The 15,195-nt window shown below is 66.3% G+C and carries 13 protein-coding genes, 1 tRNA gene and 1 pseudogene; 3 read left to right on the top strand and 12 right to left on the bottom strand.

What is annotated here, in order from left to right; translation table 11 throughout:
• Position 1: 1 nt before the first annotated feature.
• The 9 genes and pseudogenes from QM789_RS03150 to cysQ form a co-directional block, all read right to left on the bottom strand.
• Positions 2-712: an ATP12 family chaperone protein gene (locus QM789_RS03150; RefSeq protein WP_420350505.1), complete on the bottom strand. Its 711-nt coding sequence runs from the start codon at positions 710-712 to the stop codon at positions 2-4.
• Positions 709-1,365 carry an HAD-IA family hydrolase gene (locus QM789_RS03145; RefSeq protein ID WP_420350504.1) on the bottom strand — a complete coding sequence of 219 codons (657 nt, stop codon included), beginning with the start codon at positions 1,363-1,365 and terminating at the stop codon, positions 709-711. Before QM789_RS03145 ends, QM789_RS03150 begins: the two co-directional genes overlap by 4 nt.
• Positions 1,362-2,402 carry an RluA family pseudouridine synthase gene (locus QM789_RS03140; protein ID WP_420350503.1) on the bottom strand — a complete coding sequence of 347 codons (1,041 nt, stop codon included), beginning with the start codon at positions 2,400-2,402 and terminating at the stop codon, positions 1,362-1,364. Before QM789_RS03140 ends, QM789_RS03145 begins: the two co-directional genes overlap by 4 nt.
• Positions 2,399-2,779 (bottom strand): fluoride efflux transporter CrcB, encoded by a 381-nt coding sequence (crcB, locus tag QM789_RS03135; protein ID WP_420350502.1) that lies wholly within the window; start codon positions 2,777-2,779, stop codon positions 2,399-2,401. Before crcB ends, QM789_RS03140 begins: the two co-directional genes overlap by 4 nt.
• Before the next feature lie 45 nt (positions 2,780-2,824).
• Positions 2,825-4,132 carry a replication-associated recombination protein A gene (locus QM789_RS03130; RefSeq protein ID WP_420350750.1) on the bottom strand — a complete coding sequence of 436 codons (1,308 nt, stop codon included), beginning with the start codon at positions 4,130-4,132 and terminating at the stop codon, positions 2,825-2,827.
• 432 nt (positions 4,133-4,564) lie between these two features.
• A pseudogene (locus tag QM789_RS03125) lies at positions 4,565-5,536 on the bottom strand (HlyD family type I secretion periplasmic adaptor subunit); the annotation flags it as partial.
• Positions 5,537-5,574: 38 nt separating this feature from the next.
• The gene (locus QM789_RS03120) at positions 5,575-7,278 is read right to left on the bottom strand and encodes a type I secretion system permease/ATPase (RefSeq protein ID WP_420350501.1); all 1,704 of its coding nucleotides are present in this window, start codon (positions 7,276-7,278) and stop codon (positions 5,575-5,577) included.
• Positions 7,279-7,393: 115 nt separating this feature from the next.
• The gene (locus tag QM789_RS03115; RefSeq protein ID WP_420350500.1) at positions 7,394-8,191 is read right to left on the bottom strand and encodes a 3-deoxy-manno-octulosonate cytidylyltransferase; all 798 of its coding nucleotides are present in this window, start codon (positions 8,189-8,191) and stop codon (positions 7,394-7,396) included.
• Complete coding sequence (cysQ, locus tag QM789_RS03110) at positions 8,191-8,985, bottom strand: 3'(2'),5'-bisphosphate nucleotidase CysQ (protein WP_420350499.1); 795 nt, start codon at positions 8,983-8,985, stop codon at positions 8,191-8,193. Before cysQ ends, QM789_RS03115 begins: the two co-directional genes overlap by 1 nt.
• 117 nt (positions 8,986-9,102) lie before the next feature.
• Between cysQ and QM789_RS03105 the strand changes: the two genes are divergently transcribed.
• Complete coding sequence (locus QM789_RS03105) at positions 9,103-9,924, top strand: ABC transporter permease (RefSeq protein WP_420350498.1); 822 nt, start codon at positions 9,103-9,105, stop codon at positions 9,922-9,924.
• Here QM789_RS03105 and QM789_RS03100 read toward each other — a convergent pair.
• On the bottom strand, positions 9,921-10,943 hold the full coding sequence (locus QM789_RS03100; RefSeq protein WP_420350497.1) for a LacI family DNA-binding transcriptional regulator: 1,023 nt from the start codon (positions 10,941-10,943) through the stop codon (positions 9,921-9,923). The two genes, QM789_RS03105 and QM789_RS03100, sit on opposite strands and share 4 nt — an antisense overlap.
• Before the next feature lie 377 nt (positions 10,944-11,320).
• Here QM789_RS03100 and QM789_RS03095 point away from each other — a divergent pair.
• A tRNA-Arg gene (locus QM789_RS03095) sits at positions 11,321-11,397 on the top strand.
• A gap of 511 nt (positions 11,398-11,908) precedes the next feature.
• On the opposite strand, the gene QM789_RS03090 is transcribed toward QM789_RS03095, so the two are convergent.
• Positions 11,909-12,313 carry a hypothetical protein gene (locus QM789_RS03090; RefSeq protein ID WP_420350496.1) on the bottom strand — a complete coding sequence of 135 codons (405 nt, stop codon included), beginning with the start codon at positions 12,311-12,313 and terminating at the stop codon, positions 11,909-11,911.
• A gap of 257 nt (positions 12,314-12,570) precedes the next feature.
• On the opposite strand from QM789_RS03090, the gene ettA reads away from it, so the two are divergent.
• Positions 12,571-14,226 carry an energy-dependent translational throttle protein EttA gene (gene ettA, locus QM789_RS03085; protein WP_420350495.1) on the top strand — a complete coding sequence of 552 codons (1,656 nt, stop codon included), beginning with the start codon at positions 12,571-12,573 and terminating at the stop codon, positions 14,224-14,226.
• Between the two features lie 16 nt (positions 14,227-14,242).
• Here ettA and QM789_RS03080 read toward each other — a convergent pair whose 3' ends face one another.
• Complete coding sequence (locus tag QM789_RS03080) at positions 14,243-15,136, bottom strand: methyltransferase domain-containing protein (protein WP_420350494.1); 894 nt, start codon at positions 15,134-15,136, stop codon at positions 14,243-14,245.
• Positions 15,137-15,195: the final 59 nt, after the last annotated feature.

The following is a 15,195-nucleotide window of genomic DNA, read 5'->3' as shown; positions in this document are numbered from 1 at the left end:
TTCAGCCGGTGTGGCGCAGGGTCCAGAACCGGCCTGCATCCAGCAGCGCGGCCCGCCGCAGCGCGGCATGTTCCTGCGCCTCTTCGTCCGCGCCCCATTGTGCGGATTGCCAGTCCTCGTCGATGCGCGAAAGGGTCCAGGCGTCCTCCGCCGTCAGCCGCCCCGCTGCCACCGCGAGCCCCAGAACCAGCGATCCGGTCAGCCCGACCAGATCGTGGAGCGCCGACAATTGCCATTCGTCGAGCCCGCCGACATGGGCCGCCACCGCCGCCAGACCCTCGGGCTGCGCCACCGGCACAACGCCCTCCGTCACCACCAGCCGGACGCCGAACGCCCCTTCGAACCAGTCGAGCAGCGGATCCCAGCCCTCGGCCTGAAGCGCGATCAGTTCCGCCGGACGCTCGGCGCGGTAGCACAGCAGATCGGTGCCGCCATAGGCCGCGATCAGTTCGGCGACCTCCGCCCGCTGCGGCCGCACCTTGTCGATCGCCGCATTGGCGGCGCGGGTCGCGGGCATGGTTTCGGGGCGCACGGTGTCCTGCTGCGCATCCCATTCGGCGGCCAATGCCTCGGCCAGCGCGCGGGTTGGCACGATCAGCGGCGCCTTCGCCGGGGTCTTCACCGGGCGACCGTCCAGCGCGATGCCATAGCCGCCATCTGCCTCGGTCACCGTGGATTGCTTCCAGAACCGTTTCGGCGCCCAGACACTCATCCCAGAACCTCCAGCACCGCGCGTTCGAGCGCATCGAATGTGTCGACGATGGTTCCCGCCCCGGCGTCGCGCAGCGCACTGACCGGGTGGTAGCCCCAGCTTACGCCGATGGTCGCCACGCCCGCCGCGCGGCCCATGTCGATGTCATAGGTGGTGTCGCCGATCATCACCGCGTCGCGCGCATCCACTCCGGCTTCGGCCAGCGCGGCCTCGACCATCGCGGGATGCGGTTTCGACGGATGGTTGTCCGAAACCTGCCGGGTGATGAAATAGCCGCCGATGCCGTGATGGGCACATAGCGCATCCAGCCCGCGGCGCGATTTGCCGGTCGCGATGCCGAGCAGCATTTCCGCCCGCCCCGCCAGCCGGTCGATCACCTCCACCGCGCCGGGATAAAGCGGCGCGGGCTGGCGCAGGCGTTCGAGCTGATAGCTGGCCTTGTAGCCTTCGACGATCGCGGCGCGCTGTTCGGCGCTGGCCTCCGGCGCCAGCCGCGCCATCGCCTCGGGCAGGGACAGGCCGACGATCGACAGGATCGCGTCGCGCGCGGGCACCGCAAGGCCGACCTCGGTGAACCCATGCGCGACCGAGGCGACGATATGCGCCTGACTGTCGGAAATCGTGCCGTCGACGTCGAAGATCGCGAGCTTCATTCGATCTCCTCGAACGGATCGGCGGGGACATCGTTCTCGTGCCAGCCGACTGTCTTCCACGTCCGCTTCATGTGGGAGGGCAGGGGGGCCGTCACGGTGATGCGCTTCTTCGTGATCGGATGGTCAAAGCTGATCTGGCGGGCGTGCAGGTGCAGCTTGCGGCTGATTTCGCCACCCAATTGCGCGCCCCAGCCATCGCCCAGGTTCTCCTGCCCGGAGCCGCCATATTTGCCATCGCCCACGATCGGATGGCCCAGTTCCGCCATATGTGCCCGCAACTGATGCGTCCGCCCGGTGATCGGCACCAGCGCGACCCAGGCGCAGCGCGTGCCGAGCGCGTCGAGCACGGCATAATCCGTCGTCGCGCGTTTCGCATCGGGATGGGCGCTGATCTTCGCGGGATGGATGCAGACCATCTTTTCGCCCTCGCCGCCCCGGCCATGCCCCGGCGCCTTCATCAGGCCATAGCGCACCGTGCCCATCTTCGGGTTCGGCACGCCCGCCACGGCGGCCCAATAGATCTTGCGCGTGGTCTTCAGCCGGAACGCTTCGGACAGCGCCCGCGCGATCCGGTCCGTCCGCGCGATCAGCAGCACGCCCGAGGTATCCTTGTCCAGCCGGTGGACCATCTTCGGCCGGTCCTTGTAGCCGAAGCGCAGCGCGTCGAGCAGCCCGTCCACATGCCGGTCACCCTGACCCGAGCCGCCCTGCGACGGCAGGCCCGGCGGCTTGTCGAGCGCGATGATATGCTCGTCCTTCCACAGCACGCAGGACTGGATCATCTCGGCGTCGGTGTCGGAAATCCGGGGGCCTTCCTCGCGGCGCGGCTGCGCGGCGGGAAGCGGCGGCACGCGCACCTCCTGCCCGGGCGCGACGCGGGTGTTGGCCTTCACCCGGCCGCCATCGACGCGCAATTCGCCCTTGCGGCACATCTTTTCGACCATGATCTGGCTGAGCTGCGGAAACCGCTTCTTCAACCAGCGGTCGAGGCGCTGTTCGCCCTCGGCCTCGGTCACCCGGATCAGCTGAACGCTCATGCCATCCCCCACCGCATCAGATGAACCCCCGCGATCAGCGCGATCAGCGACACCGCCACCGACAGGACCACATAGGCCGCCGCCAGCCCGAGATCCCCGCGCTCGATCAGCGTCCAGGTTTCCAGCGAAAACGACGAAAACGTGGTGTAGCCGCCCAGAATCCCCGTCGCCAGAAAGGCGTTCCAATGGGTCAGTTCCTTCAGCCCCAGAAAGGTCACCAGCATCCCCATCAGAAGCGACCCGGTGATGTTGATCAGCAGCACGCCGAGCGGCATCGGCTGTGGCCCGAAGGCCCGCAGCACGCCCACACCCACCAGATACCGCGTCACCGCGCCCATCGCGCCGCCCAGGGCGACCTGCATTGCCGTGAGGAACATCCGCCTCTCCTTTTCGGCGCCACTGACCCCCTGACCGGGGGAATGTCAACCGTTGCGCTTCTCGCGCAGCTTCGCGAACCAGTCGACACGTTTCTTCAGGTCGCGCTCGAAGCCGCGCTCCACGGGGGCATAAAGCACCGGGCGTTTGATGCCGTCGGGGAAATAGTTCTGGCCGGAAAACCCGTCCTCGGCGTCGTGGTCATAGGCATAGCCCGCGCCATAGCCCTGTTCCTCCATCAGCCGGGTGGGGGCGTTCAGGATATGCTTCGGCGGCGGCTCCGATCCGGTTTTCTTCGCCAGCGCCCGCGCGCCCTTGTAGGCGATATAGCCCGCATTGGATTTCGGCGCGAGCGCGAGATAGATCACCGCCTGCGCCAGCGCCAGTTCCCCCTCGGGCGAGCCCAGCCGCTCATAGACCTCCCAGGCATGCAGCGTCTGTGTCTGTGCCTGCGGATCGGCGAGGCCGATATCCTCGACCGACATCCGCACCAGCCGCCGGGCGAGGAACCGCGGATCCTCGCCCCCCTCCAGCATCCGCGCGAACCAGTAGAGCGCCGCATCCGGATCCGAGCCGCGCACCGATTTATGCAGCGCCGAGATCAGGTTGTAATGTTCATCCCCCGATTTGTCGTATTTCGCCGCGCGCCGGGCCAGCCGTTGGCCGAGCGCCTGCGCATCAAGCGGCTGCGCGACCTTCCACGCCATCACCTGTTCGATCAGGTTCAGCAGCGCGCGCCCGTCGCCATCCGCCATCTCCAGCAGCGCCTCCCGCGCCGGACCCTTCAGCGGCAGCGCCCGGCCGAGCGCCTGTTCCGCGCGCTGCGCGAGGCGTTCCAGATCGGCGAGGGTGAGCCGTTCCAGCACCACCACCTGCGCGCGGCTGAGCACGGCGGCGTTGAGTTCAAAGGACGGGTTTTCCGTCGTGGCGCCGACCAGAAGGATCGTGCCGTCTTCCATCCAGGGCAGGAAACTGTCCTGCTGCGCCTTGTTGAAGCGGTGGATTTCATCGACGAAAAGCAGCGTGCCGCGGCCCTGATCGCGGCGCAGCTTCGCCGCCTCGAACACTTTGCGCAGTTCTGGAACACCGCTGAAGATCGCGGAGATCTGCACGAAATGGCGGTCGGTGGCATGGGCCAGAAGCCGCGCGATGGTGGTCTTGCCGACCCCGGGCGGGCCCCAGAGAATCACCGAGGACAGCGACCCCGCCGCCAGCATCGCGCCCAGCGGCCCCTCCGGCCCCAGCACCTTTTCCTGGCCGATCACCTCGGACAGGGCCTGCGGCCGGATACGGTCCGCCAGCGGCCGCGGCGCCTCGGCATGATCGGGTTTGGGGCTGTCGAACAGGTCGGGCATGGGATCCTCTTTGCCCCTATGAAAACACTCCGGGGCGAAAAGGGAAGATCCCGGCATCCGACTGTGGACAGAAATACCCGAAAGTTCATCCCGGGACGTGCCGGCACTCCGACAGGACCGCCCTGAGGGAGGGCATTGCGGCGGGTGCCGCGCTGTCGTCAGCTTTCCCGGAAGGCGCGGGTGAAATAGTCGGACACCGGCTTCAGCAGATAGCTCAGCGCCGGGCGCGCGCCGGTGGCCAGCATCACCTCCACCTGCATGCCGGGCAGCAGCGGCGCGCCGAGCCCGGGCAGGTCGTCGGGGTCGATCGCCACTTCGGCCCGGAAATAGCTTTGTCGCGACTGCGCATCCTCGAACGCATCCGCCGAGAAGCTGCACCACATGGCCGCGCAGCTCCGGCGTGGTGCGGGCGGAGAAGGCGGTGAACCGCAGCTTCGCCTCCTGCGCCGGATGAACGTTGTCGACATCCCCCGGGGCGATCCGCGCGACGACGACCAGAGGCCGGTCCTGCGGGACGAGATAGCCCACCGTTTCCGCCGCGCGCACCACCGCATGCGGCCCCGGCACCGTCAGTCCGTAGACCACGCCGCTCACCGGCGCCTTCAGTTCGAGGCGCGCGATCTTCTCGGCCAGCGCCGCGCGTTTCTCGGCCAGTTGCAGTTCCTGCACATTCAGGTCGCGCAGTTCGGCAGAGGCATCCTCGCGGCGCCGGGCATCGAGGTTGAGGATCTCAAGCCGGGTTTCCACGATCCGGCCCCGCGCCTCCGCCGCCCGGGCGATCAGCGCGCCGCGTTCGCCTTCGAGCCGCGCGGCCTCCCGGTCGAGCGTCATCACCGCGGAGGCCTGTGCCAGTCCACGGTCGAGCAGGCTGCGCTTGTCCCGCACCTCGCGGCCGATCAGCAGGCGTTGCCGTTCCAGCGCCGCGGCCTGCGCATCAAGGCCCACAAGCTGGCTCTCGATCTGCGCGATGCGCTCGCCCAACTGTCCGCGCTGCCCCGCGAGCGTTTGTGCGCGGGCCGCGAACAGGTCGCGCTGCCCCTGCATCAGCGCGGCGACCGAAGCCTCCTGCGCGCCGCGCGCGGTCAGATCGGGGCGGAAGACCATGGCCTCCCGCCCGTCGCGTTCCGCTTCGAGCCGGTCGCTGCGGGCGAGGATCTCGTAATATTGTGCATCCGCCATCGCGCTTTCGGCGCGCAGCGTGGCGCCGTCGAACAGCAGGAGCGGCTGCCCCTCCTGCACCAGATCGCCTTCCTTGACGAAGAGCGCCGCGACCATCCCGCCATCGAGGTGCTGGAGGATCTGGCGCTGATTCTGCACCTCGACCCGGCCCGAGGTGACCACGGCCCCGTCGATCGGCGCATAGGCGCCCCAGCCGCCGAAGCCGAGCAGCAGAACCGCGATCATGGCAAGGCCGATCGTCACCGGCCCCTTTGCGGAACGGGTCATGCGCCGCCTCCGGCGTGCGCGGCAAGCATGATCTGCGGACTGTTGCGGACCCGGCTGCGCAACACCTCGTCGCGCGGGCCGAAAGCCACCTGCCGCCCACTGTCGAGCATCAGCAGCAGGTCGCATTCCTGCAATGCGGCGGGGCGGTGGGCCATGATCAAGGCGATTCCGCCCGCCGCCTTGATGTCGCGGATCGCGCGGTTCACGGCCATGCAGCCGTCATTGTCGAGGTTCGCATTCGGCTCGTCCAGAATCAGCATCACCGGATCGCCGAAAAAGGCGCGCGCAAGGCCGATCCGCTGGATCTGCCCGCCTGAAAGCTGTCCGCCCTCTGCGGTGATCCGGGTGTCATAGCCGTCCGGCAGGCGCAGGATCATCTCATGCACACCCGCCCGCCGGGCCGCGCGCAGCACCGCCTGCGGATCCGGATCGGGGGAAAGCCGGGCGATATTTTCGGCCACGGTGCCGTCGAACAGGCGGACCTGCTGCGGCAGGTAGCCGAGCAGCCCGCCCAGAACATCTTCGCCATATTGGTCGATCGCCACGCCATCCAGGCGGATCGTCCCCGCGGCGGGGGGCCAGATGCCCGCCAGCGCACGGGCGAGCGCGGTCTTCCCCGCGGCGGAGGCCCCGATCACGCCGACCGCCTGCCCGGGCGCGACCGAAAAGGCGATCCGTTGCAGCACCGGCACCCGCTTGCCCGGCGCGGCGAGGACCAGATCCTGCACCTCAAGCCGCGCGGCGGGGCGGTTCAGCGCCATGCGTTTCGGCCGCTCCGGCGCGGCGCCGAGCAGATGGGCCAGCCGGGTCCAGGCGAGGCGGGCGGATTGCAGCAGGCTCCACTGCCCGACAAGCGTTTCAATGGGCGCCAGCGCGCGGCCAAGCAGCACCGAACCGGCGATCATCGCCCCCGAAGTCACCTCATGGCGCAGCACCAGCCAGGCGCCAAGCGCGAGCATCGCCGATTGCAGGAACTGTCGCAGCGTTTTCGTGGTGGCGCCGAACGCCGCCCCCAGATCGCCCGCCGCGACCGCTTGGTCGAGCATCCGCCGCCGCGCGGCCTCCCATCGGTCATGTGCCGCCTTGCGCATGCCGAGCGCACCGAGGGGTTCCGCGTCGGCCCGGAACTGCGCCGCGAGCCGGTCGGTGGCGATACCGGCGCGCGCGGCCTCGGCCCGTTTGCGCGCGGTGGTCATCTGATTCGCGATGGCGAGCGCCAGCAGGCCCGCCCCTCCGGCCACCGCAAGCCCGCCCATCAGCGGATGGAACAGGAAGATCCCCAGCACGAAAAGCGGTGTCCAGGGCAGGTCGATGAGGGCGAGCAGCACCGGAGAGGCGATGAACTGCCGCAGCAGATCCAGATCCCGCTCTGCGGCGGGATCATCGGTGCGGCGCAGCGCGGCGTCAAAGACCCGCCGGTCCAGCGCGGCCTGAAACCGGGCCCCGGCACGCGACATGATCTGACCGCGCACCACATCCAGCACCGCCATCGCGCCATATAGAAAGGCCACCAGCAGGAACAGCGCGAGCAAGGTCGCCTCCGACCCGCTGCCCAGTACACGGTCATAGACCTGTAGCATGAACAGCGGCCCGGTGAGCATCAGCAGGTTCACGAAGGCGGAAAACAGGATCACCGCCAGAAACAGCGGTCTGAGCGCCGCCCGTGCCTGCCGCAATTCGGCCTGTCCGTCAGGTGTCATCTCGGCCTGTCCCCTTGTCCGGGGGACAGCGTAGCGCGAGATGATGAGCAATTGGTTTCCGCGAAACCTCCCCGCCATCCGGAAGGGCGCGGCTCTGCGCGCGAAACGCCCTCGGTCAGGCGAGGCCCATTTCCGCCATCATCGCCTCGATCTTCGGCACATCGGTGGGGTTGTTCAGTTCCCAGAACTGCCGCCCGCGGGCCTCGACCTCGACACACAGAACGGGGCGGTGGTTTTCCAGGAACCGCAGCTGCTCCAGCCCCTCCAGCCCTTCGAGCGGCCCCGCCGGCCAGCCCGGATAGGCGGCCAGCGTCTCGGGGCGGTAGGCATAGACGCCGACATGGTGGAACACCGGCGTGGGTTCGGTCGCGCCATAGCCCCTGCCGGTATAGGGGATGACTTCCTTGGAGAAATACAGCGCCCGGTTCTGCGCGCCGAAAACGGCGGTCGTGCCGCCGACCCGGCCCTGCGCGCGGTCCTCGCGCAGACTGTCGAGCATCGCGCCTTCGCAGCGCAGCACCGGCGTCGCCAGTTCCGCCCAGGGATGCGCGCGCAGCCCGGCGACCAGATCCTCGACGAACCAGGCGGGGGTCAGCGGCGCATCGCCTTGCAGGTTCACGACGATCTCATAGCCGCCCAGTTGCGCCATCGCCTCGGCGCAGCGCTCCGTGCCATTGGCGCAATCGGCCGAGGTCATCACCACCTCGGCGCCGAAGCCCTCGGCCTCGGCACGGATGCGGTCGTCGTCGGTCGCCACCACGACGCGATCCACGCCCCGCACGGCACAGGCGGCCTCCCAGCTACGACGGATCAGGGTCTTCGCCTCGCCGGTCGCGCCCTTCAGCGCCACCAGCGGCTTCGCCGGATAGCGGGTCGAGGCATAGCGGGCGGGGATCACGATCAGAACGGACATCATTTCACCAGAAGAACGCCGGGAGCATAGGCGATGAAGAAGGGGTTTTCGAAACCGGGCTTGCCGTAAGTGAAGGGCGCATGGTCGTCGAACCGCACCATCCGGCCCCCCGCGCCGCGCAGGACGGCATCGCCCGCGGCGGTATCCCATTCCATCGTCCGGCCAAGGCGCGGATACAGATCCGCCTCCCCCGCCGCGACCAGACAGAATTTCAGCGAAGACCCGGCCGAGGTCATGTCGCGCACCGCATAGCGCGCGATGTAATCGTCCGTCGCCTGATCGCGGTGCGATTTCGAGGCCACCACCAGCAGCGCGCGGTTGTCGGGGATGGAGACGGACAGCGGCACCAGCGGGCCGGGGGCTTCCTTGTCGAAGGGGCCGGTCTCCTCGACCGAACGGCCATCGGCCAGCGTATAGAACAGCCGCCCCTTCGCCGGGGCATAGACCACGCCGCGCACCGGAACGCCGTCCTCGACATAGGCGATGTTGACGGTGAAATCGCCGCGCCGCTGCACGAATTCCTTGGTCCCGTCGAGCGGATCGACGATCAGGAAGGTGCTGACATGCTGGGTGTGCGTTTCGGCCTGTTCCTCGGTCACCAACGGAACCGGCGGGAAGGCCTCGGCCAGACCTTCGGAGATCAGGGCATCGGCGGCCTCGTCGGCCTCGGTCACCGGCGAAGCGTCGGATTTCGAGCGGACCTCGAAATCGGGCGCGTGATAAACCTGAAGGATCCGGTCCCCGGCCTCCAGCGCCAGCCTGCGCATCACGGTGACGAGGCGGTCATAATCCATGGGTTCCTCCGTCGGACTGTCGATTGCCATGATCGGACCCCGAACTTATGATCCGCCGTCAACGGAACGGCAACCCATCCGTGCGAGAAGGGCAGAACCCTCGGAGTGGAGAACCGCATGTTCACGCGGCAACAAAGCACCACGACCCTCGGCTCGGCGCTTGGCGTGCTCGGGCTGGTCTATCACGCCACGGTGCGCAATATCCGCCGGTCGCAGGGCAATGCGGTGCTTGGCCTGTTGCGCAATATCTTTCAGACGGTGCTGCTGATCGTCTCCTTCTACGCGCTGATGAACATCCTCGGCATGCGGCGCGGGACGGTGCGCGGCGATTTCGTCGTCTACATCATGACCGGGATCTTTCTGTTCATGACGCATACCCGCGCGATGGGGGCGGTCTTCGGTTCGGAAAGCCCGACCTCCGCGATGATGAAACACGCGCCGATGACCACGGCAATCGCGATCGCATCCTCGGCACTGGGCGCGCTGTATCTACAGGTGCTGTCGGCGATGGTGGTGCTTTATGTCTACCATGTGGCCTTCACGCCGATCACGATCCACGACTGGGCCGGCACGCTGGGGATGCTGATGCTGTCGTGGTTCACCGGCGTCGCGTTCGGGGTGCTGTTTCTGGCGATGAAACCTTGGGCGCCGGGCACGGTCGGTCTGGTGCAGCAGGTCTATGCCCGGACCAACATGATCACCTCGGGCAAGATGTTCCTGGCCAATTACCTGCCGCACAAGACCCTGATATTGTTTGACTGGAACCCGCTGTTCCATACCATCGACCAGGCGCGGGGCTTTGCCTTCATCAACTACAACCCGCATTTCTCGAACTGGCAGTATCCGCTGTATTTCGGGCTCGCGGTGCTGATGATCGGGCTGATGGGGGAATTCTACACCCGGCAGCATGCCTCGGCGAGCTGGAGCGCGCGGCGTTAGACCCGGCGGATCGTGTCGCCATATTGCAGCACGGGGGCAAGTTCGATGACCTCGCTGCCCGGTTGCGAGCGCCCGGCGATGATCGCCGCGGCCTTGCGGCCGATCTCGCGCCGGCACGAATCCATCGTGGCGAGGCGCCGCGGCAGACCGTCCAGCAGATCGACACCGTTGAACCCGGCCAGCCCGAGCCTGCCCGGCACGTCATAGCCGTTCTCAAGGCACCACAGCAGCCCGCCCGCGCCGATCATGTCATTGGAATAATAGAGAAAGTCGATGTCCGGCGTGCGCGACAGGATGGCCTGCGTCATCTCCCGCCCCTTCAGCAGCGCGGAGCCGCCCTGATAGAATTCGGTATCGGCAAGGGTCAGGCCCGCCTCGGCGAGCCCCGCGGTGAAGCCTTCCAGCCGTTTGCGCGCCCGGTGATCGTCCGGCATCTTGGTGCCCAGAAAGCCGATCCGGCGATAGCCCGCCGCGATGATCGCCGCCGCCATGGTCCGCCCCGCCCGCAGATGCGAGATCCCGACGACCGAATCCACCCCTTCGCCGTCCACATCCATGATCTCGACGACCGGCACGCCCGCATTCCTCAGGATCGCGCGGGACGCTTCGGAATGCTCGATCCCGGCAACAATCATCCCCGAGGGCCGCCAGGACAGCATTTCGTAAAGGACGGTCTCCTCCTTCGCGCTGGAATAGCCGGTGACGCCGATCACGGGTTGCAGCCCGGTGTCGTCCAGCTCCTCGGAAATCCCGGTCAGAACCTCGGGGAAGACCAGATTCGACAGGGAGGGGATCACCACGCCGACCAGATTCACGCGCTGCGACGCCAGCGCCCCCGCGATCTTGTTCGGCACATAGCCCAGCCTGCGCGCCGCTTCGAGCACCTTTTCGCGGGTCGAATCAGACACATCGCCCCGATTGCGCAACACCCGGCTGACCGTCATCTCTGAAACGCCCGAGGCTTCGGAGACGTCGCGCAAGGTCAATGGGCGGCGGGAATCGGCGGGAGGACGGGCCAAGCGAATACCTTTCAATGCGTTTTGTTTCCATATCGCCAAACATTTCGTCTGCCAAGCATAGGAAGCTCTGCACGTTAGCGATAACCTACCGGGTTTGGCGCCGAAACGCCTTGGTCCGGGGATGATCCGCCCCATGGTCCCGGTCTCCGGGCGGCGCGGCCCGCATCGGAGGCCATCATGCCGCGACGCTCACGTTCCGCTTTGTGCCGCGCGGGTTCCGGTACGTCCGGCCGTGAATTCCGTGCCGCGAAAGGAGCAGGGTGCCCGCAGCCCGGTTTCGATTTTCCCGGAGCCGGACGCAATTTTCAATTCCGTTCATCGCAAAGCAATTTTGCTCTTGCCAACCCCCGGCCCAGGGGGTACATCGCCCCCACAGTGGACCCGTAGCTCAGCTGGATAGAGCATCAGACTACGAATTTGAGGGTCGGGCGTTCGAATTGCTCCGGGTCCACCAAATAATCAAATCATTGTTTTTCGGGCTGTTTTTGTGCTTCAGGCTGGTTGTGCGCATCTTTGATGCGGCACGCGCCTGGCGTCAAAGATGGTGGGGACGTTGATCCGCGGCAGGGGTCCGGCCCCGCCTGTCAGGCGGGCCATCGGGGCAGTGTCGCCTTCTCCTGATACTCGGAGTGGCTGCGCAATGGGGCGTGGCAAGCGCCATCCCATGTATCCGTCGGGTGCATCTGGATATGCCGATGGAGGTGGTGTTCGCTCTGCCGACGTGTCGGTCGCACAAAACCGGGAACCTGTGTGCGCCCGGCCTTTTCGCCGGGACGAGTTGATTTGCCGGGGGGCGTGGTCGGCTGAAATCTTCAACAGCGCCACCGCGTCAGGTCAAGGCAGGGAAGAGCCTGATCCGATCAGCTTTTGGCGGAGGCGCTCAGGCTGGCTGTGGATGCGGTTTGCGGCTGTAACGAGAACGGCGGCCCTGAAGGCCGCCGCTCTGCTTGTGGTGATCGGTGTGATCACGAGTCCCTGCCCATGCGCACCACCGGCAAGTTCACCGTGTTGCGGTTCTCATGGTTGATGTAGAAGCTCACGGCTTGCAGGTCGCCCTTCCGTTGCGCATCACGGATCCGGATGATTTCAGCCGTGGTGTAATCGGCGGCATTCACCCCGGCTTGCGCGGCGAGCTGTTCGCGCCCTTGCGACACCGTATTCGCCGAAGCGCCAACCCGGTTGAGCAGGTTGTTATAGACGAAATCGTCGTCGGCGTTGAGCAGTTGCACCAGTTCCGACGCGCTGTAGGCCCCGGCGTCAACGCCAAGCTGGTTGGCGATCTGTTGCAGGCCGGGGTTCACTTCGCTCGCCGAAGCAACACCAGCGCTCAGAGCCAGGACGACAGCGGCGATACCCAGATTGCGTTTCATGGAAAGTCTCCATTTCTTTGTATTATCAGTAACTTGTTCCGTCTCGGCGGGTGTTCCGCCTTGCGTGAGACACAGATAGTTCTGCGCGATTGGAAAGAAAATGACGGAATGTGACCACATAAATGTGCGAATTCGCACATATCGGATCATTGAAATCCGGGTGTCCTCCGGGCAGCGGAAGAGGCGGCGCCCCTTTCCTCGTGCCGGTATTTCCCTTATCTAGCGGGAGATCCGCAAATCCCGCGAAAGGTGCCCCAATGGCCTCGTATCAGTATGTCTATCACATGGATGGGGTGTCGAAGACCTATCCCGGCGGCAAGAAGTGCTTTGAGAACATCCGCCTGAACTTCCTTCCCGGCGTGAAGATCGGCGTCGTCGGCGTCAACGGTGCCGGTAAATCGACGCTGCTGAAGATCATGGCGGGGATCGACAAGGATTTTCAGGGTGAGGCCTGGGCCGCGAAGGATGCCAAGGTCGGCTATCTCTCGCAGGAGCCGGAACTCGACCCGGCGCTGAACGTGCGCGGCAACGTGATGTGCGGCGTGGCGGCGAAGCAGGCGAAGCTCGACCGCTACAACGAGCTTGCGATGAACTATTCGGACGAAACCGCCGATGAAATGGCGCGGCTTCAGGACGAGATTGATTCGGAAAACCTGTGGGATCTGGACAATCAGGTCGACATTGCGATGGAAGCGCTGCGCTGCCCGCCCGATGACGCGGATGTCGAAACGCTGTCGGGCGGCGAACGGCGCCGGGTCGCGCTGTGCAAGCTGCTGCTCGAAGCGCCGGACATGCTGCTGCTTGACGAACCGACGAACCACCTCGATGCGGAAACCATCGCCTGGCTGCAAAAGCACCTGATCGAATACAAGGGCACGATCCTGATCGTGACCCACGACCGTTACTTCCTGGATGACATCACCTCGTGGATCCTGGAACTGGAACGCGGCCGTGGCATCCCCTACGAGGGCAACTACTCCGCCTGGCTGGAACAGAAGGCGAAGCGGCTGGAGCAGGAAGCCCGCGAGGACAAGGCCAAGCAGAAGGTCATGGCCAAGGAACTCGAATGGATCCGCGCCGGCGCCAAGGCCCGTCAGGCGAAGTCGAAGGCCCGGATCGCGGCCTATGAAAAGATGGCGGACCAGTCGGAGAAGGAACGCGTCGGCACTGCGCAGATCATCATTCCGAATGGCCCGCGCCTTGGCGGCAAGGTGATCGAACTCGAAGGCATCTCCAAGCATTATGGCGACAAGCAGCTGATCGAGAACCTGTCGCTGTCGATCCCGCCGGGCGCCATCGTCGGCGTGATCGGCCCGAACGGCGCCGGGAAATCGACGCTGTTCAAGATGATCACCGGGCAGGAGCAACCCGACACGGGCACCGTCACCATCGGCGAAACCGTGAAGCTGGCCTATGTCGACCAGTCGCGCGATGCGCTGGATGATGCGAAGAACGTCTGGGAGGAAATCTCCGGCGGGGCGGAGCTGATCCAGCTTGGCGAGGCGACGGTGAATTCGCGCAGCTATGTCGGTGCGTTCAACTTCAAGGGCTCGGACCAGCAGAAGAAGGTCGGTCTGCTTTCGGGCGGGGAACGCAACCGCGTGCATATGGCGAAGCTGCTGAAATCCGGCGGCAACGTGCTGCTGCTCGACGAACCGACGAACGACCTGGACGTCGAAACGCTTCAGGCGCTGGAAGCGGCGATCGAGGATTTCGCGGGCTGCGCGATCATCATCTCGCACGACCGTTTCTTCCTCGACCGGCTCTGCACCCATATCCTGGCCTTCGAGGGCGATGCCCATGTCGAGTATTTCGAGGGCAACTTCGAGGATTACGAAGCGGACAAGATGCGCCGCCTCGGCCCGGATGCGCTGGAACCGAAGCGGGTGAAGTACAAGAAGTTCAGCCGCTGATCTTCTGCCCCTCGCCCTATGGGCGGGGGGCTTCGCGCCGGGCCTGAACGAACAGCGCTTCGATCGGCGCGCCCCTGTCCATTCGCAACATCGCACGGTCGAAATCGGCGGCGAAACCGTGGTCGGCCAGCAGTTTTCGAACATAGACCTCGGAATGGGCATAGCGGCGGCTGTCGCGCAGGACATAGCCCGTGCCGTCGTGCCGCTCGACGGTGAAGGCCAGCCGTCCCGCCGGGCGCAGCGCCACCGCCGCCCAGCCGATGATCCCTTCCAACGCGCCCAGATAGGAAAACACATCCGCCGCCGTGATCAGATCCCAGGCTCCGGCACAGGCGGGCGGGGCCGACAGGTCGCGTTTCTCCAGCCGGTCATAGATCCCCTTCGCCCCGGCCTCGCGCAGCATCTCGGCGGAAATGTCCCAGCCTTCGAGCCAATCCACCGCAGGGCGCAGTTCCGCCCCCATCAGCCCGGTTCCGCAGCCGAGATCCAGGGCGCGCCCGAACCGCCCGGGCAGCCCGGCCCGTAGCCGCTGCGGCGCGCGATACCCGAGCGCGCCGACCAGCGAGTCCTCGAACCGCCCGGCATACTGGTCGAACAGCGCCTCGACGAAGGCCGGGGGCAGGGCCGCCACCTTGCCGCGCAGCAGGTCGAGCTTCGGCCCCGCGCCCATCGTATCGGCCGGGTCGCGGCGCAGCGCCTCGGCCAGCGCCTCCTCGGCTCCGGGCAGGCCATGATCGGCCCGAATTTCCCCCAGCCGATACCAGCCCACCGCCCAGCCGGGAGAAACCTCCAGCGCCTGCGCATACAGATCCGCCGCCGCCTGCGGATCGCCCGCCGCCAGCAACCCCTCGGCGTAATCCGCACGCCGGTCGGCGATCAGATCGCCGGAAGAAAATTCCAAAGGTGTCATGATGCCTCCGCAAGTCCTGTGAAAGGGCAGGGAGGCAGGGCTAGGGTTCGCGCATCCGG

Source organism: Paenirhodobacter sp. (assembly GCF_047600745.1).
In the GTDB taxonomy this organism is placed as follows: Bacteria; Pseudomonadota; Alphaproteobacteria; order Rhodobacterales; family Rhodobacteraceae; genus Rhodobacter.
This window is presented reverse-complemented; position numbering and strand designations above follow the sequence as displayed.

Bases quoted from the DNA above. Each gene is read 5' to 3' on its own strand.
- QM789_RS03145 (WP_420350504.1), bottom strand. From the start codon at position 1,365: ATGAAGCTCGCGATCTTCGACGTCGACGGCACGATTTCCGACAGTCAG.
- ettA (WP_420350495.1), top strand. From the start codon at position 12,571: ATGGCCTCGTATCAGTATGTCTATCACATGGATGGGGTGTCGAAGACC.
- QM789_RS03090 (WP_420350496.1), bottom strand. From the start codon at position 12,313: ATGAAACGCAATCTGGGTATCGCCGCTGTCGTCCTGGCTCTGAGCGCT.
- QM789_RS03150 (WP_420350505.1), bottom strand. From the start codon at position 712: ATGAGTGTCTGGGCGCCGAAACGGTTCTGGAAGCAATCCACGGTGACC.
- cysQ (WP_420350499.1), bottom strand. From the start codon at position 8,985: ATGGATTATGACCGCCTCGTCACCGTGATGCGCAGGCTGGCGCTGGAG.
- QM789_RS03115 (WP_420350500.1), bottom strand. From the start codon at position 8,191: ATGTCCGTTCTGATCGTGATCCCCGCCCGCTATGCCTCGACCCGCTAT.
- QM789_RS03140 (WP_420350503.1), bottom strand. From the start codon at position 2,402: ATGAGCGTTCAGCTGATCCGGGTGACCGAGGCCGAGGGCGAACAGCGC.
- QM789_RS03105 (WP_420350498.1), top strand. From the start codon at position 9,103: ATGTTCACGCGGCAACAAAGCACCACGACCCTCGGCTCGGCGCTTGGC.
- QM789_RS03130 (WP_420350750.1), bottom strand. From the start codon at position 4,132: ATGCCCGACCTGTTCGACAGCCCCAAACCCGATCATGCCGAGGCGCCG.
- QM789_RS03080 (WP_420350494.1), bottom strand. From the start codon at position 15,136: ATGACACCTTTGGAATTTTCTTCCGGCGATCTGATCGCCGACCGGCGT.
- QM789_RS03120 (WP_420350501.1), bottom strand. From the start codon at position 7,278: ATGACACCTGACGGACAGGCCGAATTGCGGCAGGCACGGGCGGCGCTC.
- crcB (WP_420350502.1), bottom strand. From the start codon at position 2,779: ATGTTCCTCACGGCAATGCAGGTCGCCCTGGGCGGCGCGATGGGCGCG.